Here is a 23,756-nt window from a genome sequence, read left to right as displayed (position 1 = left end):
GAAGATCCACATGGGCGTCGAGTGTACCGGGCGGCGCGTGCGGGCGACAGGGGCCCCGGCGCCCGGTCCGCTGACGACGCGCACGTATCCTGCGGGCATGACCGCGTCCCCCTCCCCTGCCCCGCCGCAGCCCGGCCGGACGGGCCGGGCGACCGTCGTCGTGATCGGCGCGGGCCAGGCGGGGCTGTCCGCCGCCTACCACCTGCGCCGCCGCGGTTTCGTGGGGCTGGGTCCGAACGACGACGGCGCCGCCGGCGTCCCCGACGACGCCCCCGGCACGTTCGTGGTGCTCGACGCGGAGACCGCCCCGGGCGGCGCGTGGCAGCACCGCTGGGACTCGCTCACGATGGCCACCGTCAACCACATCCACGAGCTGCCCGGCGACCCGGTGCCGCCGGCCGACCCGGCCGCGCACGCCAACACCCTGCTGCCGGCCTACTTCGCCGATTACGAGGCACGGTTCGCCCTGCCGATCCGGCGGCCCGTGCGTGTGAGGCGCGTCGAGCGGATCGGCGAGCCGGGACGTGCGCGCGGGTTCTTCGTCCGCACGGACGGGGCGCCGGGCACGTGGCGGGCGGACTTCGTGGCCAACGCGACCGGCACCTGGACGTCCCCACGGTGGCCCTCCGTGCCCGGGATGCGCTCGTTCCGCGGCCGGCAGCTGCACACCCGTGACTACGTGTCCAAAGACGAGTTCGCCGGGCAGCGGGTGGTGATCGTGGGCATGGGCGTCTCGGCGACGCAGCTGCTGGCCGAGATCTCCACGGTCGCGGACACCCTGTGGGTGACCCGCCGCGAGCCGCAGTGGCAGGACTCGGCCGCGCCCGGCGCCCTGGCCGAGTCGGTGCGCGGGGTGGACGAACGGACCCGTGCGGGCCTGCCGCCGGGCTCCGTGGTCGGGGCGACCGGGATGCACCGCTCGTCCTGGGTGCGCGAGGCCGAGTCACGAGGCGTGCTGGTGCGCCACCCCATGTTCACGGCCGTCGAGCCGGACGGGGTGCGGATGCCCGACGGCTCGTTCGAACCGGCGGACGTGATCCTCTGGGCCACCGGCTTCCGGCCGGCGATCCGGCACCTCGCTCCCCTGCGGCTGCGCACGCCCGCCGGCGGCATCCGCGTGGCGGGCGGGCGCGCCCTGGACGAGCCGCGCCTGTTCCTCCTCGGCTACGGGCCCTCCCAGTCCACGGTCGGGGCCAACCGCGCCGGGCGCGACGCAGTGCGCGCGATCCTCGCGGACCTGGCCGGGCCGGCATCGGGCTGAGGGCCGCCACGACCCGCTGGCTACCATGGTCGCCGTGAGCTCCGCATCCCACTACTTCGACGCCGACCCCTCCGCGCCCGAGCGGCGGCGCACCGTGCGGACACGCCTGGGCGGCCGCGACGTCGAGGTCCAGACGGCCAACGGGATCTTCTCCCCGGACGGCCTGGACAAGGGCACCGCGGCCCTGTTCTCGGCCGTGCCCGCGCCGCCGGCGACGGGCCGGTTCCTCGACGTCGGCGCGGGCTGGGGACCGATCGCCCTCACGCTGGCGCTGCGGTCGCCCGAGGCGGAGGTGACCGCCGTGGAGGTCAACGACCGCTCGCTGCAGCTGACCCGCGACAACGCCGCGGCCCTGGGCCTCGGCAATGTCGTGGCACTGCGGCCGGAGGACGTCCCCGAGGGCGCGGAGTTCGACCTCATCTGGTCCAACCCGCCCATCCGGATCGGCAAGCCGGCGCTGCACGCCCTGCTGGAGCGGTGGCTGCCACGCCTGGCCCCCGGCGGCGAGGCCTGGCTGGTGGTGCAGAAGAACCTCGGCGCGGACTCGTTGCTGCCGTGGATCGGCCGGATGCTCGAGGCGCGCGCGCCCGGCCGGTTCACCGCGGAGCGGGCGAACAGCGTCAAGGGCTTCCGGATCCTGCGGGTGGCGCGGGCGCGCTGAGGCGCCGTTTCCCGAACGACAGCGGTCCGTGGCCTGCCGTTTCCCGAACGACAGCGGTCAGGCGGTGAGTTCGCCGTCGAAGACCAGCTCGGCCGGGCCCGAGAGGACCACGTGCTCGGCCCCCTCCGGGCCCGGCACGACATCCACGGCCAGCACGCCGCCGGGCACCTCGACGAGCCACGAGTCGGTGCCCTGGTCGCCCGACCACGCGCGCATCGCCACGGCCACCGCGCACGCGCCCGTCCCGCAGGACTGGGTCTCGCCCACCCCGCGCTCGTGCACGCGCATCCGCACGCGGCCGACGCCCTCGCGCACGAGCGGCTCGTGCGCGGCCACGAACTCGACGTTCGTGCCGAGCGGCGGAGCGGGGTCCACCTCGGGGGCGCGGCCCAGGTCCAGGCCCTGGAGGTCGGCGAAGGAGGCCAGCGGGACCACGGTGTGGGGGTTGCCCAGCGACACGCTCAGCGCCGGACGCGGATCGGTGAGGCCGTGGGCGCGGACCATCGAGTCCGACGCCGCCTCCTCCGCCAGCTCGGGGTCGAGGTAGGACCAGGGGCCCATGTCGATCGCGTAGCCGTGCTCGAGCCGGGTCACGGCCTTCACGCCGGCGCGCGTGCCGATGGTGATCGCCCGGCCGGGGGCCAGGTCCACGAAGCCCTTCTCGACCAGGAAGTGCACGAAGACGCGCACCCCGTTGCCGCACATCTCGGCGATCGAGCCGTCGCCGTTGCGGTAGTCCATGAACCACTCGGCCTCGGGGTGCTCGGCGAGCAGCGCCTCACCCTCCGGCAGGCGTGCCGAGCGCACGGCGCGGATGACGCCGTCGGCGCCGACCCCCCGGTGCCGGTCAGCCAGCCGTGCGACGCGCTGGGCGTCGAGCTGCGTGTTGCCGTCCGGGTCGGCGATCAGCACGAAGTCGTTGCCCGTGCCATGGCCCTTCGTGAACGGCACGCGCGGCGCGCTCGCGTGGAGGGGGTCCTGGGCGGCGGGCGCCGCGGGCTGCTCGGTCATGGGCCCAGTCTAGGTGGCGTCCCCGGCGACGACGGCGAGCGCCTCCGCCACGACGTCCTCGCCCTGCGCGTCGAGCCAGACGACGCGCGGGTCGGCCCGGAACCAGGTCTCCTGGCGTCGGGCGAACCGGCGCGTGGCCACGACGGTCTGCTCGGCCGCCTCCGCCTCGGTGAGCTCGCCGTCGAGGACGGCGAGCATCTGGGCGTAGCCGATCGCGCGGGACGCGGTCGGCCCCTGCCGCAGCCCCTCCGGCCCGGGGACGTCGAGGCGGCGGACCTCGTCCAGCAGGCCCTCGGCCAGCATGCGCTCCACCCGGGCCGCGATCCGCCGGTGCAGCTCGGCCCGGTCCAGGCGCAGGCCGAGCTGCACCACGGGGGCGACCTCCGGGGCGTACGTGCGCTCCGGCATGAACGCGGAGAACGGGCGGCCCGTCAGCCGGCACACCTCCAGCGCGCGCACGATGCGGCGGGCGTCCCGCAGCCGCTCCGCCGAGACCGGGTCCAGGGCGGCCAGCTCGGCCCTCAGCCCGGCCAGGCCCTCCCGCTGCGCGCGCGCCTCCAGCTCGGACCGCAGCGCCGGGTCCGTGGGCGGGAACTCGAGCACGTCCAGCGCCGCCCGCACGTACAGCCCGGAGCCGCCCACGAGGATCGGGGTCCGACCCCGCGCGCGGATCTGGTCGAACAGGTCGCGGGCCGCGGACTGGAAGGCCGCCACCGAGGCCTCCTGGCCGACGTCGAGCACGTCCAGCAGATGGTGCGGGACGCCCTCGCGTTCAGCCGGGGTGACCTTCGCCGTGCCCACGTCCATCCCCCGGTAGAACTGCAGGGCATCCCCGTTGACCACCTCGCCGTCCAGCGCGTGCGCCAGGGCGACGGCGAGGGCGGACTTGCCCGTCGCCGTCGCCCCGACGACGGCGACGACGGGCGGCCGGGCCGCGGCGGCGGGCATCAGGACCGCGGGCGCAGGGTCGGCATGCCGAGGCTCGTGGCACCGGAGCCGCCCGCCGTGCCGGGGGCCGGGGCGCCGCACGACTCGGCCTGGGCGCGGTCCCACGCATCGCCGGCGCGGGAGCGGCGCAGGACGTAGTCCTGTGCGGTCGGGTCGGCGACGGCGAAGAACGGGTGGGCCTCGGTGACCGTCACGGTGACGAAGTCGCCGGGGCGGGGGGTCTCGGCGCCGGCGGGCACGGAGAAGTGCACGAGCCGGTTGTCGGGTGCGCGCCCGGACAGGCGGCCGCGCTCCGCGGCCTTGGAGCCGGAGTCGGCGGTGACGAGCAGCTCCTGGCGGGTGCCGACGAGCGTGGCCATCTCCTCGGCCGAGATCCGGTCCTGCAGGGCCACGAGGCGCTCGAAGCGCTCCTGGACGACGGCCTTGGGCACCTGGTGGTCCATCTCCCCGGCGGGGGTCCCGGGGCGGATGGAGTACTGGAAGGTGAACGCGGAGGAGAAGCGGGAGGCCTCGACCACGCGCATCGTCTCGGCGAAGTCCTCCTCGGTCTCCCCGGGGAAGCCGACGATGATGTCCGTGGTGATGGCGGCGTGCGGGATGCGCTCGCGCACCTTCTCCAGGATCCGCAGGAACTTCGCGGACCGGTAGGAGCGGCGCATGTCCTTGAGCACCTTGTCCGAGCCCGACTGCAGGGGCATGTGCAGCTGCGGCATGACGTTGGGGGTCTCGGCCATCGCGTCGATGACGTCGTCCGTGAACGCGGCCGGGTGGGGGCTGGTGAAGCGGACGCGTTCGAGGCCCTCGATCTCCCCGCACGCGCGCAGCAGCTTGGCGAACGCGCCGCGGTCGCCGAACTCGACGCCGTAGGTGTTCACGTTCTGGCCCAGCAGCGTGACCTCGACGGCGCCGGCGTCGACGAGCGCCTGCACCTCGGCGAGGATCTCCCCGGGGCGGCGGTCCTTCTCCTTGCCGCGCAGCGACGGGACGATGCAGAACGTGCACGTGTTGTTGCAGCCCACGGAGATGGACACCCAGCCGGAGTGGGTGGAGTCGCGCTTGGTGGGCAGGGTGGAGGGGAACACCTCGAGCGACTCGAGGATCTCGATCTCGGCCTCGGCGTTGTGGCGCGAGCGCTCCAGCAGCACGGGCAGGGAGCCGATGTTGTGGGTTCCGAAGACGACGTCCACCCACGGGGCCCTGCGCTGGATGGCGGCCTGGTCCTTCTGGGCGAGGCACCCGCCGACGGCGATCTGCATGCCCGGGTGCGCGTCCTTCACCGCACGCAGGTTGCCGAGGTTGCCGTACAGGCGGTTGTCCGCGTTCTCACGGACCGCGCACGTGTTGAAGACCACGAGGTCGGCCTGGGCGTCCTCGGCGACCGGGGCGTAGCCGGTGGACTCGAGCAGGCCGGAGATGCGCTCGGAGTCGTGCACGTTCATCTGGCAGCCGAAGGTGCGGACCTCATAGGTCAGGCCCTCGTGCGGGCGCGCGGCGGCGCCGTCCTGCGCGAGCGGGGTGGTGCGGGGGGTGGGGTCCGTCAGAGTCACCGCACCATTCTAGGAACTCCGGGCGCGGCCCGGGTCCGCTCACTCCTCGTGCTCGGCGAGGACCTCCTTCACGACGGCGAACGCGAGGCCGCCGCCGTAGCCCTTGCGTCCCAGCATGCCGACGAGGCGGCGGGTCACCTTGTCCCGCTCGGCCCGGGCCTCCGGCGAGGCGCCGCCGGGGACGGTGCGGCCCCGCAGCCGTCGGCGCACGAGGTCGAGGGCGGCGGCCCGCTCGTCCTCGCCGTCGATGGCCTCGAGCGCCTCGGCGGCGATCTCCCGGTCCACACCCTTCTGCTGGAGCTCATGTCCGATGGCGCGGCGCGCCAGGCCCTTGCTTCGGTGACGGCTGCGGACCCAGACCTCGGCGAAGGCGGCGTCGTCCACGAGCCGCACCTCCTCGAAGCGGTCGAGGACGCGCTCGATCAGCTCGGGCTCGGCCTGGCGCTCGGCGAGCTTGCGTTCGAGCTGGCCGCGGGAGCGGGGGCCCAGGGCGAGCTGGCGCAGGACGACCTCGCGTGCGGCCTCCTCACGCTCACGCGGTGCGGTCGGTCTGGGGGGCGGGCTCAGCCGGCGCGCGGCCGTCCTCGCGGGGCCGAGTGCGCCCCGACCGCTTGGCGGGCGCCCGCTTCCGTCCTCGGCGCTCGGTGCCCGCCCCGGTGCCCTCGCCCCCGGACCACGGCAGCGATCGGGGCCCGGCGTCGGGCACGGGGCTGGGCAGGTCGCTCGCGCGGGTCAGCAGGGCTCCGAGATCCGGCACCGCGTCAGGGACGGGGTCCCGGACGTCCCCCACGGGGGTTCCGGCGTCGTGCGCGGGCACGGCGTCCTGCGCGGGGTCCGTGGCGTCCGCGTCGGACGACGTCGGCTCCGGCACGTCGGCCAGGTCGAGCCACATCCGGCCCACGTCCGAGTCCCGGGCGTCGTCGAACGCGGACGCACCGGAGGCGGAGCCGCTCCGGCCGGTCGTCTCCGACCGGTGGGCGACCCCGCCTCCGACGTTCCTGTGCGATCGGGTCATCCGGCCGCGGTGTCCCCCGGAACCGCGGTCAGGGCCGGGGCCTCGTCATCCTCGGCCTCCGGGGCCACCCCGATGCCGAGCTTCGTGAGGATGCGCTGCTCGATCTCGTTGGCGAGGTCCGGGTTGTCCCGGAGGAAGCGACGGGCGTTCTCCTTGCCCTGCCCGAGCTGGTCCCCGTCATAGGTGAACCACGCGCCGGACTTCTTGACGATGCCCTCCTCGACACCCATGTCGATCAGGCCACCCTCGCGGGAGATGCCGACCCCGTAGAGGATGTCGAACTCGGCCTGCTTGAAGGGCGGGGCCATCTTGTTCTTGACGATCTTCACGCGGGTGCGGTTGCCGACGGGGTTGCCGGCCTCCTTGAGGGTCTCGATGCGCCGGACGTCGATGCGCACGGACGCATAGAACTTGAGCGCCTTGCCGCCCGTGGTGGTCTCCGGGGAGCCGAAGAACACGCCGATCTTCTCGCGCAGCTGGTTGATGAAGATGGCCGTGGTCTTGGTCTGGTGGAGGCGGCCGGTCACCTTGCGCAGCGCCTGGGACATGAGGCGGGCCTGCAGGCCGACGTGGGAGTCGCCCATCTCGCCCTCGATCTCGGCGCGCGGGGTCAACGCGGCCACGGAGTCGATGACGACGATGTCCAGGGTGCCCGAGGAGACGAGCATGTCCATGATCTCCAGGGCCTGCTCGCCCGTGTCCGGCTGGCTGACCAGCAGGGCGTCCGTGTCCACACCGAGCTTGCGGGCGTAGACCGGGTCCAGGGCGTGCTCCGCGTCGATGAAGGCCGCGATGCCACCGTTGCGCTGCGCGTTGGCCACCGCATGCAGGGCCAGGGTGGTCTTGCCCGAGGACTCCGGACCGTAGATCTCCACCACGCGGCCGCGCGGCAGGCCGCCGATGCCCAGGGCCACGTCCATGGCCACCGAGCCCGTGGGGATGACCTCGACGGGCGCCTGGGTCTGGTCCCCCAGCCGCATGACGGAACCCTTGCCGAACTGCTTGTCGATCTGGGCGAGAGCGGCCTCGAGGGCCTTCTCGCGATCCGTCACCTTGCTCATCCTTCACCCCTAGCTCTGGTGGTGCTGCGACGGACGCTGGAGCGCCCGCCTCGGTCATGTCCGTGAATCTACGGGGAGCAGCGGACATGATAAGCACGCCTTGCTCCGCCTGTGCACGAGATCACCCCGTCGCACTGCTGTGCAGGACTCTACCGCATTATTCGAACACGTGTTCGAAGCCGGGCCTGGGCTACAGACCCCACCGGGGCCGGGCGATGCCGCGGCCGGACCGCCGACACCCGGACGCGCCGGCGTCACTGCCGGGCGCGACGGGGCCGGGCGGAGCCGCCCGTGCCACCGAACAGCACCGGGTCCCCCCGACCGTCGACGTGGATCTCGTGGACCCGCCGACCGCGCGCGTCGAACGCCTCCAGCCGCCAGTGCTCTCCGTCGTCCAGCCGGGGCAGCACCACGGGCGGACCGATGTGCTCCACCTGGTCCACGACGTCCTCGCCGTGCATCCGGGACAGGGTGCAGGCGTGCCCGTCGTCGGCCTCTCCCGGGAAGGCGGCCCAGTCCACCCGTGAGAGCCCGCCGGGCTCGGCGGTGACCAGGACGTCCGGCCCGTCTGAGTCGTCGCCCCGTTCATGCGCCAGCAGCGCGTCGATGTGCGTCGCCACGGTCGAGGCCGAGTGGCCCCGACGCATCGCGTCCACGGCCCGCGCCGTCACGTGGGCGGGCAGCGCGGCGTGCCCGGCCCCCCAGGTGGCGATCCGCACCTGGTGCTCGGCGTCCGTGGCGAACCGCCGAGGGCCGCCCGTCATGCCCGGGGTGCGGTGGACGAGGGGCAGCAGGTGCCCCTCCACGTGGTGGTCGCCCGCGTTCTGGAACACCACCACGCGACGGCCCGCGTCGAGCGTGCCCACCCGGTGCCCGATCCCCTCCTCGGCCAGCCGCGCCTCCACGGCCTCGCGCTCCGCGACGGGGTCGAGCTCCTCACCGGGGAAGAGCGTCCGCAGGTAGTCCCGCACCGTGGGCGGGTGGTAGTCGAGCAGGTCCGTCTGGGGGTTCCAGGCGAAGACGCTGCTGCGCCCCTCGAGCTCCTCGTTCAGCCGCAGCGCCGCGAAACCGCCCCCGGACCCGCCCACCAGGAGCAGGTCACGGCCCAGCCCGTCCGCCAGGGCCCGCAGAGTGGCGAGCAACGTGGCGTGGGCCTGGGAGCCGGGCGAGCCCGTGTACCACCCGAGGAGGAGGTCGTCGGCGAGCTGCATCGAGGGGTCGCTGACGGCGACCCACGGGATCCCCAGCTCGTAGGAGAGCCGACGCCCGGCGAAGAACGGCGGGGCCACGCTGTTCCGCTGGCTCATCGCGCCCGTGAGGAAGACGACGACGGACTCGCGCTCTCCCACGCCCCCGAGGTCACCGCGGATGATGAGGTCAAGGTGATTGCCGTCCGGCAGGGGCAGGATGTGCAGTCCCGGACCGAAGCCGGAGGCCGCGAACTCCTCGACCGACCCCCAGCGGACCGGGTCGACCCCGTAGTTCGCATAGTCGCTCTCCACGACGTCCCGGTATGGTGCGGACGGCTCGGGCGCAGCGGGCTCGGCGGACGGCTCGGGCGCAGCGGGCTCGGCCGGGGCCTGCGGCGCAGCGGGCTCGACGGGCTCCGCGTCCGGGCTGACGTCGACGAGACCGTCGACCTCCCATGGATCGCGTCCGTCAAGCACGGCGACCACCCCGGCCGCCAGCGCGGCGGCGGCCGCCGGGGCGAGGGCCAGCGGGTCGGCGGTGCCGTCGTCGGCGAGCGCGGCGTGTCGGATCGCGTCGTCCACGCGCACCACCCGGGCCGGGTCGAGGTCCTGGGCCGCCCGGTCGGCGAGCCGGTCCGCGTAGCGCGCGGCAGCGAGGATCGCGGCCTCGTGCCGGGCGGCGGTCCCGTCCGCGGTGCGGACCGCCATCCCGCCGTGATGCAGGATCAGCCGCTCTCTCAGACCCACGGCATCCAGGGTGGAGAGGAAGGTCCGCCACCCGGCCACCCACAGCGCGAAGTGCTCGTCGTCGCCGCTGGGCACCCGGCGCCGGCCGTCCTGCGGCGGTGCCGACTCGAGGTACTCCGGCGAGACGGTCACGACGGCCCCGGACGGGAGCACGTCGAGGGCGAAGCGCTCGTCGGCGACGTCGACGACGATCGCGTCGGGATCGAGCCGGACCAGGTCGGCCACGAGCATGCGGTCGACGTCGCGGCGGACCAGCTCACGCCGGAAGTCCGAGGCGACCCCGGTCAGGTCGGCGTCCTCGACGGGCGGGGTGCCCAGTCCGGCCATGGAGACCCGGGCGAGGAAGTGCCCTGCGGGCACGGAGAGCCGGGGGTCCGCGACCAGGGCGGAGCGGGTCAGGGCGCTCCCGACGACGGCGATGCGTGCGGTCATGGCCTGTGGGCCTCTCTCTCGGGATGGGGACGGACCGACGGAGCGGAGTGGTCCCCGTCGGTGCGGAACGCCAGGCGGAGTTCGGCGTCCAGCACGTGGTCCGCGCCGGACTGTCTGCGGACCCGGCGTGCCGCGGCCGCGGACATCCTCAGATACCGCGCGGGCTCGGCGCGCAGCGTCCGGACGGCGTCCGCGAGCGCGCGGTGGTCTTCGGGCGGCGCCAGGAAGGCGACCTCCTCGTCGACGAACTCGGGGATCGCGGCCACCGCCGACGTGATGGGCACCAGACCCGAGGACATCGCCTCGTCGCGGCTGACGCCCTGGGTGTCGCTGCGGGTGGGCACGAGCAGTACGCCATGCCGAGCATGCTCGGACGCGATCTCTGCATGAGTCAAGAATCCCTTTCGAATCAATACATTCTCGAAATCCCACAATGGCGCCAGCGTCTCCTCGAAGAGAGGGCCATCTCCAATAAATGTGAAATCCAGCTCATTGAACCAAGGCTCGTTGGATAGCTCAAGAACAGCAGCAACGGCAAGGTCGTTGGCGTATACATGCGAATGGTATGGGCGGATCGAGAGGACACGAAGACGGTGCTGCGCGGTCTTCTCTTGATACGGAAAGACGGTGTCATCGATTGGATTATGAATCACCGAATACCGATGGTCTGGCAAGCGAATACCGACATCCTCGAAAACTGTTTCAGCGAACCACCGGGAGACAAAGATGAAGTGCATATTGTCGGGGCTGGAATCGAAGACTTCTCTCCACATTGCCAAACGCTGTTCAGTGAGCATCTTAGCGGCATCCAGCTCTTCTTCCGTGGCGTAGTTAAAACGGCGACGCCACCAGGGCTGAATCTCGAATCCGTGAACCCACACCGTGGTCGGAGGGAGGTCAGACGTAGCCTTCAATACATTCCACGTCTCGGGGAGCAAACAGTGTACTACGAGGGTCTTCACCTCTCCCGTTGCAAGAGTCGCAATGAGGTCCTGGACACGCAATACGGCCACGTCGACGTCTTCGAACTCTCGAAATCTAGGGCCGTCTCCTTCGCCCACGAGGATGGTTTCCAGGCGGTGGCCCATCTCCCTATATCGACGAAGCCGACTATGAACGAACCCATTCCTGTAGAGGTTGTCATAGGCAGGATAGATGTTAGTGATCAACACATCAGAACTTCCAGCCAGCATGGGCACGGAGGGCGCAACGTAGGGCCCGTTTACTACGCGATGGACCACGGCGCTACCGGATCCACTCACCCGTAGACCCCAACGCATCGCGCGAGCCTGCTCGGGGATCTTGACGGTGGTGTACTGGCGCGCCGGAATCATGGCATGGCCGAAGCGCTGTCCGTCAGCATCTAACCAATAGGCAACGAGCATGATGTCGAGTCCGACGCTGACGTCGAAGTACACGGGCTGATCATTACCGTTTTGGTGAAACTCCACTGGGCGCGCCAGTGAGTTAATCCAGTACTGGTGCCGGCCTGCCCCAAGGGAAGACGTGACACGGGGCACTCCGTCCTCCCATGTCAGAGTCATCTCGTCGAAGGACTTCATCCCCTCGAAGATGGTTCCCAGGTCCATAACCGGCATGTCGTCGCTGGATTCTGCGAAGACCAGATCGTCCGCATGCTGACGGATCTCCGTCAGTGTCAAGCCCTCGTAAACATCGAGCGAGGACGCGGGCGCGAGTGCTGGCTCTTCCGAGGTCGCGCCTCCGGCGCAATATTCGAGCGGCGAGACGGCCAGGCCCGACAGCTGCGCAGCGTCCAGTTGCCTAGCGACTCCGTTACAGTCCGCCACCTGTGCCCAATCAAGTCGCGAGAGGGAACGACACGGCAGAATCTTGTCCTGCAGTCGCCAGGCCGTACCAAGCTCACGGCGTTCGAGCGAGCCGTCGACGCTGTCAACGGCGTAGTGCTCCACGTGCCCACACGTTTTCACATCCGCCCATCTCAGAGTGAGGACCATGTCCTCGAGATAGTGGGGGCCGTACCAGTCGTTGGGATCAAGCATCCCGGCGAGGGTGCACCCCCTTGTCCTTGCCAGCCCGTCCAAGTCGGCCAGTTCGTCGAACAGGACCACACGAGGATCCTGTAGCTCAAGCGGCATGGGCGCGAATTCCTCAACCTTGCCCTGCACGGCCAGGACCCAGTCGTTCCAGGTCTGACCTGCCCATCGGCGGACAAGTTCCACGACGGCCGCTGCATCCCGGCCGAGGGTAGAGGGGACAACCATCAGCGGACGCTCGACAGCAGCATCCGGCAACGTCACCCCTGACCGCGACGCGACGAACTCTAAGCGCTCTGTGTAGGTGTGCTCGCGCAGGACCTTGCGAAGGGCCACGGCACGAAGACGCTCGTTGCCGTTCGGCTGGGCCTCGATCGCTTCGAGCCGGCGTCGCATCTGCCTGCCTGAGTCAGTAGAGACGACTAAGTCCCCGAACATCAGTCGAAGCCCGCGGGAGAAGTTGCTGACGGTCAAAGTATTGGAGGCAAGCAATTCGAAAACCCGACGAGCGAACATCGACTGCGACTGTTTAACCGAATTCAGGTTGAGGTTAACTGTATAGCCCTTGTAGGGCACGTCCAGGAGGCCCGGCGTCAGCGCCCCGCCGACGATGTATCGCTGATAGTCCTCCGGGAATGTGTAGCCCGAGGTAGCACGCCCATGATTGCGATCGTAGATGTCAAACCGCCGCCCATCCGCGGAGAGTTCCGCGGACAGCTCTTGGAGATCAGCAAGGCGTTCTGGATACTTCGCATAATAGGCACCGGCAAAAGCGCAACCCTCCACGCGGTCAAACACTTCGACAGGGTTGGATTGGGCGGTCTGCGCCGCGAAGGGCAGGAAGTGCACATTCTCATGACCCAGCTCGCGCTTATAGCGCGGAACACAGTCGAGGTCGGTGGTAAATACCGCATCGAACTCGCCCGCAGCCGTGAGGAACGTGTTGAAGTGGACCGGGTCCTCCTTGTTCCAGAACGCCGTGGGGACGCCGCGAGAGCGGCACCACGCCAAGATCCCCTGAAGTTCGGGTCCAAGGCGGTGCACCGTGTTCCACCAGGTCTGCCGGTGCCCCCGCCAGGCTGACTCAACGAGTAGGAGATCCGGCTGGGCCGCCGCGATCTCGGCACGCCAATACTCCATCGTTAGTGGCACCAAATCTGCCTCGGCCTCGAACGCAGTTTGTGAGAACTCGTCCAAAATGCAAGCGACGACGAGCTTTCCGGCTCGGCCGGCTCGTCGGCGCACCGGGACGGGATCACTGTTGCGGCGTCGAGCTGCTATGTCGGCCGGCACCACTGGCTTGGGAATTGCTCGGGTCATACGTCGCGCTTCTTCTTCTCTTCACGGATGATCGCAAGCAGTCGAGGCAGTGCGCGCGATGCGCCGGAAACGCTTTGGGCCTCACTCAACGCCCTACCGGCGCGGAAAGTTCGAGACGATCGAATACGGCGTAGGGTCGCGCGCATCTCGCCGGCCTCGGCAAGGGCCATCTCTTTTTCTGTCGTCACGAGTTCGAGCGCATCTTCCAGATACCGAAGACGCTCTGCGGCCGCCTCGTTCTCTGCCTGGACGGTACGTGTGGACCAGAGTCGATCTTCGACCGTTTCCACGAATCCACGGATGGCGCGGAAGTCCTCTAGATGAAGCCGTTCTCTGGCCTCGAGTTCCGCGATCCGTCGCCGAGCGTCCGTCAAGGCCCCCTTGAGTTCAGCCTCGGCCGCGGACTGTCCGATCTCCAGTTCCGCGAGAGCGCCTAGATGCGTTACTAGTTTCCGAGCCTCGGGATCTTCCAAATCGTTGGTGATTGTCTGGAATTTGCTGCGAAGGGACTCCGCTATCCGACGCTCGGTGTAAAGGCGATGCATGACTGCATTTATTCCGGTCCGCTCCCCTGCGTCGTTCTGCTTGCCTCCGGGGGAGAACAGCAGCGTCGGCGAGGCGTTTACCACGTCAACTACACGGTAGCCGAGCGGGCTTAGCAATGAGCTCACAGCCTCATACGCTTCATAGTCCAGGCACTCGACCCAGATCAACGGGCGGTCTCTGGTAATCATCTCCATCCCGCCCTGCAGGACCTCCAGTTCAAAGCCCTCTACATCGATCTTCACCATGCGTACGCTTTGCCTTTGGATGAGATCGTCGAGGGTGTAGACAGCCACATCTTGGCCAGCATCACCTTCTTCGAATGAGAGCGACTGCGTTCCCAGATTCGCAGGATCGTGTAGGATCAAACGCCCAAAGCCGGGTTGCGCACCCGCGGCACATTCATACACCTCGACGCGGTCAACGGCGCCGTTTAACTCGACTGACCGGCGCAATGCATCGGCAAGGTGGCTGTCTGGCTCTATAGCGACTACTCGGGCATCGGCCACACAAGCGAGGTTAAGCGTGTGGTTGCCAATATTGGCCCCGACATCAATGACAAGGTCACCGGGCAACAGGGCCGCGGCCATCCTGTCCAGCATCTCCTCCTCGTAGGGAGAACCCTCGCGCTGTAGGTGTCCCTGGATGTAGTCCGTGCCAGAGTCCGGCACGACCACGTCGTAAACGCCGCCCCTCGAACGGACTCGGGCCACGCCCGTCGCCCCGGCGTCCGCCAAAATCATCGGTGGCTCCTTAGTCCGAATTGGTGGCCACGCACCTGTTCGATTGGTACCTGCCCTTGGTTAGCAGGCCATCGCGTGTCAACCACACGCCCGGCCCCCAGCCACTGTACCGGCCAGGGCTCTGGCGGCAGAGAAACACGTCAGCGTTTCGGCGGCACGTCCCGACCGAGACGCCGCTCCTGCGGGATCTCATGCAGGTCGCAGACCGCCAGCCAGACCCGCCGCGGGTCCACGCCGGCGGCGAGCGCCGCCGTCGCGGTGGTGTCCAGGCCGGGCAGGTGCAGGGAGTCGGCCACGAGGCCGGCCCGGGCGGGGCCGAACTCCTCGTCCATCAGCCGGCGGAACTCGCTCTCGCGCACGGGCGGTCCTCTCTGTGGTCGGTCGCGGGGTCAGGGACGGGGACGCAGACGGCGCGGGCGCCCCGAGACGGGGGCGCCCGCGCCGTGGGGATGGCGGAGTCAGCGGCCGGCCAGCGAGCCCAGGCTGGGGTCCGTGAGGTCGTCCGGCAGGGTGTCCGGGACGACCATGCCCTCCTGCTCCACGAGCCGGTCCGAGACCTCCCGCAGCAGGTAGGACAGCGGGATGTCCAGCGCCTGGCAGATCGAGGCCAGCAGCTCGGAGGAGGCCTCCTTCTGGCCGCGCTCCACCTCCGACAGGTAGCCGAGCGAGACACGGGCGTCGTGCGAGACCTCGCGCAGGGTGCGGCCCTGGAGCTGCCGGACGTCGCGCAGGACGTCGCCGATCTCGTGGCGGAGGAGGGGCATGCTGCGCTCCTTGATGTCGGGGGCGGCCGCGCGGGGACGGGGCTGGTCATCGACCCAGCGCGTGATTCCGTGGGAATGGACGGGATGTCGCATCATGTCTATCGCCTGCTCCTGGACTTTTCCTGAAGGGCGCCGGGCCGCGGGCCTGATCCCGCGGGGCACTCTTCTTGACTCGTTACATTCAACGTCGGGCGGGGTCGCGTTCATTCCCGAGACATGGTCTGCTCCGCCGTCGGGCCCTCGGCGGCCCCGTCGCCCTCGTGCCGCTCCGGGCGCCGATGCCGTTCCCGCAGGGAGTACGTGGCGTTCCGGATGCGGTCGGAGTCGTCCAGGCTCGAGCCGACGGCCCCGGCCATCGTGCCCATCGACGCCGCGAGCCACACGAGCCGCACGTAGTCGCCCACGCCGCCGGGCTGGTCGAGCTCCTCCTCCAGATACTCCACGGGGATGATCATGAGCGCGACCAGCAGCAGCGTGACGAAGAGCAGGACGTAGACCACGGTGCAGGCCAGACCGACGGTGAGCACGGTGGAGAGGTTGTCCAGCCGCGAGCTGTGCCGGTGGGTCGCACCGTGCGTCCACAGGCCGTTCGTGGTGACCAGCCACGCCACCAGCAGCACCACGGACAGCACGCTGACCGCCGCGAGCCGCCCCGGAGACATCACGCTGGAGAGCACCCAGATGGAGCCGAAGAACACGCCGTAGGCACCGGCCGCGCTGGCCGAGGCGATCGTGAACGTCATGTCCCGCGGCATGAGCAGCGGCCGGTTGGCCATCACCATCCCGGCCAGCAGGCGCAGCGTGCCCGTCCAGCCCTTCACGTACACCGTGGACGTGCGCCGGGACCCGCCGCCCATCCCGGTGGTCGTGGTCACGTCCGCGTCGACGTCGCCCAGTGGGGCGATGCCCCGCAGCGCGGCCGTGTCGGGCTCGGGGGGCTCGTCCGTCGGGGACGGGCCGTCGTCCTCCTCCACCTCGCCGGACTCGTCGGAGGACTGCACGTCCAGCTCCCCGTCCGGCGGGTCCACGTGGGGGGCGGTGTCGATGTGCTCGACGATCCGCAGCACCGTCTCCCGCAACCGGCGGGCCGGGGTGATGACCCCCAGCGCCGGGACGCACACGACGCCGACCCGCAGCTGCGGCACGACGTCCGCCACCACGCCGCGCCGGTCGTCGAACCGGGGCAGGTCGACGACGGCGACCACCGTGTCCCATCCCTGCCCGTCTGCGAGGGAGCGGACCGGCTCCTCCAGGACCATGCCCCCGGTCGCACCGACCGGCAGCGACTCCTGCCGCGTCTCGACCCGCCAGCCGCCGGGCTGCGGCAGGCGTTCGTCGAGCCGGTCCTCGACGTCCCCGGCGATGCGGTCTCCATCGCGCCGAACCTACGTGGCGGGGCGGGCCGGCACCAGGGACGGGGCGCCGAGGCGGGTCGGTCGAAGCCCCCCCGTGCCGCCTCAGTGGCCGCGGCCGGCGAGCAGGCGCGTCAGGGCCTGCAGCGCCGCGGCGACGGTGGCCTCCCGGATCGCGGCCCGGTCGCCGTCGAGCTGGAGGAGGACCGCGGTGGCCGCGCCATCGCGCTCGCCGCCGAGCACGTCCAGCGCGCTCGCGTCCGCGTCGGGCACGGCCAGGCCGAGCCACACGGTGCCCACCGGCCGGCCCTGGTGGGGCTCGGGCCCGGCGACGCCCGTGGTGGCCACGCCGACGTCGGCGCCCAAGGCCGCGCGGGCGCCGAGGGCCATCCGCCGGGCCACGTCCGCGTCCACCGCCCCGACCCGCGCGAGCAGGTCCGCCGGCACGCCCAGCAGGCCGGTCTTCACGGCGTTCTGGTAGGCCACCACGCCGCCGTGGAGGACGGCCGAGGCGCCCGGGACGTCGGCCAGGCGCGCGGCCAGCAGGCCGGCGGTGAGGGACTCCCCCGTCGCCACCGTGAGGCCCGCCTCCGCGAGCGCGTGCACCACGTCCCGGGCCGCCGCCATGGTCATCGCCTCAGGCCCCCCGCTGGGCGGCGAGGGCATCCCGCCGCAGGACCCACGCGTCCTTGACGTACTCCAGGCCGGTCAGCACCGTCAGCACGGTGGCGGCCCCGATGACCACCCAGCCGGCCCACGGCCACCAGCCGCCCACGAGCGGGGCCAGGGGCAGGAGCAGCAGGCCGATGCCCACGGTCTGCAGCACGGTCTTGAGCTTGCCGCCACGGCCGGCCGGCATCACTCCGTAACGGATCACCACGAAGCGCATCAGGGTGATGCCCCATTCGCGCACCAGGATCACGATGGTCACCCACCACCACAGCTCCCCCAGCAGGGAGAACAGCACGAGGGCCGTGCCCGTGAGCAGCTTGTCCGCGATGGGGTCCGCGATCTTGCCGAAGTCGGTGATCAGCCCGCGGGCGCGGGCGATGTCCCCGTCGAGCTTGTCGGTGTACATGGCCGCCGCGAACAGCGCCAGCGCGAGCCAGCGGGCGACGAGCGAGTCGCCGCCCCACGGCCCGCCGGCCCACAGCGCCCAGGCGAAGAAGGGCACCATCAGGATGCGCACCGAGGTCAGGATGTTCGGCAGGTTCCAGGCGGACACGCGCTGCGCCCCGCCCGCCGTGCTCATCTGCCCGTCAGCTGCCACGCGTCCTCCGATCCCTCGTCGTCCTCATCGTTCCAGTCCACGGCGGCCGGGCGCGAGTCCAGGTCCTCCTGCACCAGGTCGCGCGGACCAGCCGACGCCGAGGCGGCGTCGTCACCGGTTCCGGTCGAGGGCGGGGTGTCTCCGGAGATGGTGGCGAGCACGTCCGCGAGGTCGTCGGGCTTGACCAGCACGTCGCGGGCCTTGGAGCCCTCGGAGGGGCCCACGACGCCGCGGGACTCCATGAGGTCCATGAGGCGGCCGGCCTTCGCGAAGCCCACCCGCAGCTTGCGCTGCAGCATGGACGTGGAGCCGAACTGCGTGGTGACCACGAGTTCGACGGCCTGCAGGAGCAGGTCCAGATCGTCGCCGATGTCCTCGTCGATGACCTTCTCGGTCTTCTCGGGGATCACGTCCTCGCGGTACTGGACCTGCATCTGCGACTTCACGTGCTCCACGACGGCGTGGATCTCGGACTCGTTGACCCACGCCCCCTGCACGCGCATGGGCTTGGACTTGCCCATCGGCAGGAACAGGGCGTCGCCCTGGCCGAGCAGCTTCTCCGCGCCGGGCTGGTCCAGGACCACGCGCGAGTCCGTGACCGACGACGTCGCGAACGCCATGCGCGAGGGCACGTTGGCCTTGATCAGGCCCGTGACCACGTCCACGGACGGCCGCTGCGTGGCGAGCACGAGGTGGATGCCGGCCGCCCGGGCCAGCTGGGTGATGCGCACGATCGCGTCCTCGACGTCGCGCGGGGCGACCATCATCAGGTCCGCGAGCTCATCCACGATGACCAGCAGGTACGGGTACGGGCGCAGCACGCGCTTGGAGTCCGGCGGCAGCTTCACCTGGCCGGCCCGGACGGCCTTGTTGAAGTCGTCCACGTGCTTGTAGCCGAACGCCGCGAGGTCGTCGTAGCGGGTGTCCATCTCCTTGACGACCCACTGCAGCGCCTCGGCCGCCTTCTTCGGGCTCGTGATGATCGGGGTGACCAGGTGGGGCACGCCCTCGTACGCGGTGAGCTCGACGCGCTTGGGGTCCACCATCACCATGCGCACCTCGTCCGGGGTGGAGCGCATGAGGATCGAGGTGATCATGGAGTTCACGAACGAGGACTTGCCGGCGCCGGTGGCGCCCGCCACGAGCATGTGGGGCATCTTCGCCAGGTTGGCCACCACGTAACCGCCCTCCACGTCCTTGCCGACGCCCATCACCATCGGGTGGTCGGTGCGCTGGGCGGCCTGCGAGCGCAGGACGTCGCCGAGGGCCACGACCTCCTTGTCCGTGTTGGGGATCTCGATGCCGATCGCGCGCTTGCCCGGGATGGGGCTGAGGATCCGGACGTCCGAGGAGGCCACCGCGTACGCGATGTTCTTCTCCAGCGCCGTCACCTTCTCCACCTTGGTGCCGGGGGCGACCTCGACCTCGTAGCGCGTCACCGTCGGCCCGCGGGAGAACCCGGTGACCTGGGCGTCCACCTTGAACTCGGTGAACGTGGTGGTCAGGGCGGCGACGACCCGGTCGTTGGCCTCGGAGCGCTCCTTCGGCTGGGGGCCGGCAGGGAGCAGGGCCGACTGCGGCAGCGTGTAGGACACGTCCCCGCCCAGCGGGGACTGGGTGCCGCGGGCCGGCTCGGCGGTCACCGGCGGCACCGGCGCGGGGGTGCTGGCGGGCACGGCGGAGGACGACGACGACGCGGCGGTCCCGGAGCCCTGACCTGGGGCGTCGTCCAGGGCGAACGGGGTGTCCTCCCCCGCGTCCTCCTCCAGGGATGCGGCGGCCGGGGCGGCGGCCTCACGCTGGGCGCGGGCGTGTTCGCGCACCTGCTCGAGGGCACGGTCCGCGGCCGTGGGCCGGCGCACTCCGGCGGGTGGCTGCGGCTCGGCGTCCGCGTCCTCGGGCGCGTCGTCCTCGTCCACCCACGGGTCGAAGTCGTCCGAGGCGTCCTGGTCCGCGTCCCGCGGGTCACGCGCGTCTGCGGCGGCCTGCTCGGCGTCGAACACGCCCTGCTCCCCGCGAGCGGCCCGCCGCGGGGCGGGTCGGGGCAGGACCTGGGTGGTCTCGGCCTCGGGGGCGGCGTGGGAGCCGGCCTCGGCCTCGTGGATCACCGGGGAGTCGTAGGCGGTGCCGGCGGTGTGCTCCGGGGCGGCGTCGGCGGCCTGATCCTCGCGTGCCCGGCGCCCGCCGAACAGGCGCGCGAGCAGGCCGGGGCGGGAGGCCCCGGCGGCGTGGGCGCCGGCGGCCGGTCCGTCCAGGTAGGACTGGTCGTGGTCCGGGTGGGTGCGCCCGGTCTCCGCGTCCACGGAGAGCGGGGTGGCGAGGTCCTCGGCCTCGCGGCGCACCTCACGGGCCCGGCGCCGCTCGTCGCGGCGGGCGGCCCGCCGCTCGGAGGCGCCCTCGGGGTCCTGGCCCGTGAGCCAGTCGTAGCCGCCCGCGATCCGCTGCGGGATCGCACCGATGGGCGTCGCGGTGAGCACGAGAACCGAGAAGAAGGCCAACAGGATCATGAGGACCCAGACGGGCACGGGTGTCAGCAGGGAGGCCAGCGGCGCCGTCGCCAGGTAGCCGACCATGCCCCCGGCACCGAGCATGTCCTCGAAGGCCTCGGCGGCCGAGGGCACACCGCCCACGAGGTGGGCGATGCCGGAGCCGGCGACGGTCGCCATGAGCAGGCCGATGATGATGCGCCCGTTGGCGCGATGGTCCGTGGCGTGGCGGAAGCAGCGCACGGCCACGACGAGCAGGGCGATCGGCACCAGGAGGGCGAACCACCCGACGGTGCCGCCCACCACCCCGTGCACCACGCGGCCGATGGCGGTGCCGCGCAGGCCCCACCACTCCACGGCCGCGATCAGCGCGGCGAGCAGCAGCAGGAGCAGGCCGGTGCCGTCACGGCGTTCCTCGCGGTCGATGCGCACGTCCGGGCCGAGCTTGCGGAAGCCGGCACCGACCGGCGTGGCCAGCCCCATCCACAGGGTGTGCAGGGCGCGCAGGGGCGCGGCGGGCCGGTCGGCCTCGGGGACGGTCGCGGTCGACCCCTTCCGTCCGGAGCCTCGGCGTCCGGCGGAGCCGGAGCGGGACGTGGCGGAGGAGGAGGACGAACGCGTGGGGGAAGTACGGGTCGCCATGCCCACCAAACTACCGCGAACCGCGGACACGGCAGGCATGGCGACCCGGAGGGGTCAGGCCTCCAGGACCACCGGGATGATCATCGGGCGGCGGCGCAGCTTGCGGTTGACCCACGTGCCGACGGTCCGGCGGACCACCTGCTGGAGCTGGTGGGCGGTGTGGTCCTTGCTGGACTGCACGGCCTCCTCGAGCGCCCGGACGATCTTCGGCTTGATCTCCTCGAACACCTTCTCGTCCTCGGCGACGCCGCGGGCGTGGACGTCCGGGCCGGACACGATCGCGCCGGTCTGCCGGTTGACCACGGTGATGATCGAGATGAAGCCCTCCTCGCCCAGGACACGGCGATCCTTGAGGTCCGAGTCGGAGATCTCGCCCACGGAGGAGCCGTCCACGTACACGTAGCCGCACTCCACCTCGCCGACGACCTTCACGAGGCCGTCGGTCATGTCCACCACGGTGCCGTTGCCGGCCAGGATGACGTTCTCGGCCGGCACGCCGGTCTTCTCCGCGATCCGGCCGTTGGCGATCAGGTGGCGGGTCTCGCCGTGCACCGGCATCACGAACTCGGGCTCGACGATGTTGTAGCAGTACAGCAGCTCGCCCTCGGAGGCGTGGCCGGAGACGTGCACCTTGGCCATGCCCTTGTGCACCACGGTCGCGCCGAGCTTCATGAGCCCGTTGATCACGCGGAACACGGAGTTCTCGTTGCCCGGGATCAGCGAGGAGGCCAGCACGACGAGGTCGCCCTCCGCCAGCTGCACCTGGTGGTCGCCGTTGGCCATCCGGGACAGGGCCGCCATCGGCTCGCCCTGGGAGCCGGTGACCATGAGCACGATCTCGTCGTCGCGGTACTTGTCCACCTTGCGGATGTCCACGAGGATCCCGTTCGGCACGTTGAGGTAGCCGAGCTTCGCCGCGATGGTCATGTTGCGGATCATGGAGCGCCCGCCGAAGGCCACCTTGCGACCGTGCTTGTGGGCGGCGTCGAGGACCTGCTGCACGCGGTGCACGTGGGAGGAGAACGAGGCCACCACGATGCGGCGCTTCGCCGTGGCGAAGTAGCGCTCGAGGGTGGGGCCGATCTCCGCCTCCGTGGTGGTGAACCCCGGCACCTCGGCGTTCGTGGAGTCGGTCATGAACAGGTCCACGCCCTCCTCGCCGAGACGGGCGAAGGCGCGCAGGTCCGTGATGCGGCCGTCGAGGGGCAGCTGGTCCATCTTGAAGTCGCCGGTGTGCAGGATGGTGCCGGCGTCCGTGTGGATGGCGACGGCGAGCGCGTCCGGGATCGAATGGTTCACGGCCACGAACTCGCACTCGAACGGGCCGAACTCGACGATGTCGTCTTCCTTGACCACGCGGGTGCGCGGCTTGATCCGGTGCTCCTCGAGCTTGGCCTCGATCAGGGCGAGGGTCAGCTTGGAGCCGATCACGGGGATGTCGTCGCGCAGGCGCAGCAGGTACGGCACGGCGCCGATGTGGTCCTCGTGGCCGTGGGTCAGGACGATGCCGACGACGTCGTCCACGCGGTCCCGGATGTAGTCGAAGTCCGGCAGGATCAGGTCGACGCCGGGCTGGTGCTCCTCGGGGAAGAGGACGCCGCAGTCGACGATGAGGATCTTGCCGTCGATCTCGAAGGTGACCATGTTGCGGCCGACCTCCTCGAGGCCGCCCAGCTGGACGATGCGGCAGGTGCCCCGCTTGAGCTTGGGCGGGGTGGACAGGCGGGTGCCTGCGGTCATGGAACGGGTCCCTTCTAGAAGGTGATGCCGGCCTCCGCGAGGTCGGCTCGGATGACGGAGAGCTCGTCCGGCGTGGCCTGGACGAGGGGCAGCCGCACGGCTGCGGACGGGATGACGCCCTGGGCGGCGAGGACGGCCTTCGCGGCCACCGCGCCCTGGACATGGGTCATGATGCCGCGCTGGACGGGGTCCAGCGCGAAGTGGTGATCACGGGCACCGGCCAGGTCGCCGGCGTGGACGGCGTCCACGAGCTGGCGGTACAGCTCGGGGGCCGCGTGCGCGGCCACCGAGACGACCCCCACGGCGCCGAGCGCCATGAGCGGCAGGGTCGCGCCGTCGTCGCCGGAGTAGAGGTCGAGGTCCGTGTGCGCCAGGACGGTGGTGGTGGACTGCAGGTCCCCCTTCGCGTCCTTGAGCGCACGGATGTTGGGATGCTGCGCGAGCGCGATGACCGTCTCGGGCTCGATCGGCATCACGGAGCGGCCCGGGATGTCGTAGAGCATGATCGGCAGGTCCACCCCGTCGGCCACGGTCTCGAAGTGCGCGCGGATGCCGGCCTGGTTGGGCTTGTTGTAGTACGGGGTGACGAGCAGCAGCCCGTCCACGCCCGTCTCGGCCGCGCGGCGCGACAGCTCGAGGGTGTGCGCCGTGTCGTTGGTGCCGGTGCCGGCCACGACCCTGGCGCGGTCCCCCACGGCCTCGACGACGGTACGGAACATCGCCACGTTCTCGTCGTCCGTGAGCGTGGAGGTCTCGCCGGTGGTGCCGGTGACCACGAGGCCGTCGGCCCCGCGGTCCACCAGGTGCTCGGCCAGCGCGGCGGCCGCCTCGAGGTCCACGGCGCCCTCGTCCGTCATGGGGGTGACCATGGCGGGCACGACCGTGCCGAAGAGCAGCTCGGAGGGGATGACGGCGGAACGGACGGCACTCATGGGCCCCACCCTACCTGCGAGACTGGGGGCCCGCGCCGTCCGTGGCCCCTCCGCGACGCGCGGCGACCCGAGAGGA

19 protein-coding genes are annotated in these 23,756 nt (G+C 71.0%); 2 read left to right on the top strand and 17 right to left on the bottom strand.

Annotated features, from left to right (window positions below):
* Positions 1-97: 97 nt before the first annotated feature.
* Both QL983_RS04170 and QL983_RS04165 read left to right on the top strand, forming a co-directional pair.
* Entirely contained in the window at positions 98-1,261 is a 1,164-nt protein-coding gene (locus tag QL983_RS04170; protein WP_290151393.1) for an NAD(P)-binding domain-containing protein, read from the top strand.
* Between the two features lie 25 nt (positions 1,262-1,286).
* On the top strand, positions 1,287-1,922 hold the full coding sequence (locus QL983_RS04165) for a methyltransferase (protein WP_113913928.1): 636 nt from the start codon (positions 1,287-1,289) through the stop codon (positions 1,920-1,922).
* A gap of 57 nt (positions 1,923-1,979) precedes the next feature.
* On the opposite strand, the gene dapF is transcribed toward QL983_RS04165, so the two are convergent.
* From dapF to dapA, 17 genes are all read right to left on the bottom strand, one after another.
* The gene (dapF, locus tag QL983_RS04160) at positions 1,980-2,933 is read right to left on the bottom strand and encodes a diaminopimelate epimerase (protein WP_113913929.1); all 954 of its coding nucleotides are present in this window, start codon (positions 2,931-2,933) and stop codon (positions 1,980-1,982) included.
* Between the two features lie 9 nt (positions 2,934-2,942).
* Positions 2,943-3,881: a tRNA (adenosine(37)-N6)-dimethylallyltransferase MiaA gene (miaA, locus tag QL983_RS04155; protein WP_290151391.1), complete on the bottom strand. Its 939-nt coding sequence runs from the start codon at positions 3,879-3,881 to the stop codon at positions 2,943-2,945.
* Positions 3,881-5,428 carry a tRNA (N6-isopentenyl adenosine(37)-C2)-methylthiotransferase MiaB gene (gene miaB / locus QL983_RS04150; RefSeq protein ID WP_020628159.1) on the bottom strand — a complete coding sequence of 516 codons (1,548 nt, stop codon included), beginning with the start codon at positions 5,426-5,428 and terminating at the stop codon, positions 3,881-3,883. The genes miaA and miaB overlap by 1 nt, the downstream gene beginning before the upstream one ends.
* A gap of 39 nt (positions 5,429-5,467) precedes the next feature.
* Positions 5,468-5,821, bottom strand: coding sequence for a regulatory protein RecX (locus QL983_RS04145; RefSeq protein WP_290151388.1), 354 nt, complete (start codon positions 5,819-5,821; stop codon positions 5,468-5,470).
* Between the two features lie 139 nt (positions 5,822-5,960).
* Entirely contained in the window at positions 5,961-6,443 is a 483-nt protein-coding gene (locus QL983_RS04140) for a hypothetical protein (protein ID WP_290151386.1), read from the bottom strand.
* Complete coding sequence (gene recA, locus QL983_RS04135; RefSeq protein ID WP_036315035.1) at positions 6,440-7,504, bottom strand: recombinase RecA; 1,065 nt, start codon at positions 7,502-7,504, stop codon at positions 6,440-6,442. Before recA ends, QL983_RS04140 begins: the two co-directional genes overlap by 4 nt.
* 254 nt (positions 7,505-7,758) lie before the next feature.
* The gene (locus QL983_RS04130) at positions 7,759-9,873 is read right to left on the bottom strand and encodes a DUF6270 domain-containing protein (protein WP_230297475.1); all 2,115 of its coding nucleotides are present in this window, start codon (positions 9,871-9,873) and stop codon (positions 7,759-7,761) included.
* Positions 9,870-13,208 (bottom strand): glycosyltransferase, encoded by a 3,339-nt coding sequence (locus QL983_RS04125; RefSeq protein WP_080695878.1) that lies wholly within the window; start codon positions 13,206-13,208, stop codon positions 9,870-9,872. Before QL983_RS04125 ends, QL983_RS04130 begins: the two co-directional genes overlap by 4 nt.
* On the bottom strand, positions 13,205-14,494 hold the full coding sequence (locus QL983_RS04120) for an FkbM family methyltransferase (RefSeq protein WP_036315029.1): 1,290 nt from the start codon (positions 14,492-14,494) through the stop codon (positions 13,205-13,207). Before QL983_RS04120 ends, QL983_RS04125 begins: the two co-directional genes overlap by 4 nt.
* Positions 14,495-14,634: 140 nt before the next feature.
* Positions 14,635-14,853, bottom strand: coding sequence for a DUF3046 domain-containing protein (locus QL983_RS04115; RefSeq protein ID WP_002856506.1), 219 nt, complete (start codon positions 14,851-14,853; stop codon positions 14,635-14,637).
* A 99-nt stretch (positions 14,854-14,952) separates the two neighbouring features.
* Positions 14,953-15,354, bottom strand: a complete 402-nt coding sequence (locus tag QL983_RS04110; RefSeq protein ID WP_036315027.1) for a helix-turn-helix transcriptional regulator — start codon at positions 15,352-15,354, stop codon at positions 14,953-14,955.
* A 107-nt stretch (positions 15,355-15,461) separates the two neighbouring features.
* Complete coding sequence (locus tag QL983_RS04105; protein ID WP_290151379.1) at positions 15,462-16,517, bottom strand: hypothetical protein; 1,056 nt, start codon at positions 16,515-16,517, stop codon at positions 15,462-15,464.
* Between the two features lie 198 nt (positions 16,518-16,715).
* Positions 16,716-17,237 carry a nicotinamide-nucleotide amidohydrolase family protein gene (locus QL983_RS04100; protein WP_162833774.1) on the bottom strand — a complete coding sequence of 174 codons (522 nt, stop codon included), beginning with the start codon at positions 17,235-17,237 and terminating at the stop codon, positions 16,716-16,718.
* Positions 17,238-17,247: 10 nt separating this feature from the next.
* Complete coding sequence (locus tag QL983_RS04095) at positions 17,248-17,862, bottom strand: CDP-alcohol phosphatidyltransferase family protein (RefSeq protein ID WP_036315021.1); 615 nt, start codon at positions 17,860-17,862, stop codon at positions 17,248-17,250.
* Complete coding sequence (locus tag QL983_RS04090) at positions 17,859-21,008, bottom strand: DNA translocase FtsK (protein WP_036315019.1); 3,150 nt, start codon at positions 21,006-21,008, stop codon at positions 17,859-17,861. Before QL983_RS04090 ends, QL983_RS04095 begins: the two co-directional genes overlap by 4 nt.
* A gap of 54 nt (positions 21,009-21,062) precedes the next feature.
* Positions 21,063-22,748, bottom strand: a complete 1,686-nt coding sequence (locus QL983_RS04085; RefSeq protein WP_036315017.1) for a ribonuclease J — start codon at positions 22,746-22,748, stop codon at positions 21,063-21,065.
* 14 nt (positions 22,749-22,762) lie between these two features.
* Positions 22,763-23,680 (bottom strand): 4-hydroxy-tetrahydrodipicolinate synthase, encoded by a 918-nt coding sequence (gene dapA / locus QL983_RS04080; RefSeq protein WP_036315014.1) that lies wholly within the window; start codon positions 23,678-23,680, stop codon positions 22,763-22,765.
* Positions 23,681-23,756: the final 76 nt, after the last annotated feature.

The organism is Micrococcus sp. APC 4021 (assembly GCF_030407635.1).
In the GTDB taxonomy this organism is placed as follows: Bacteria; Actinomycetota; Actinomycetes; order Actinomycetales; family Micrococcaceae; genus Micrococcus; species Micrococcus luteus.
The sequence above is the reverse complement of the archived record's forward strand: the minus strand, read 5'-3'. Positions and strand labels throughout refer to the sequence as shown.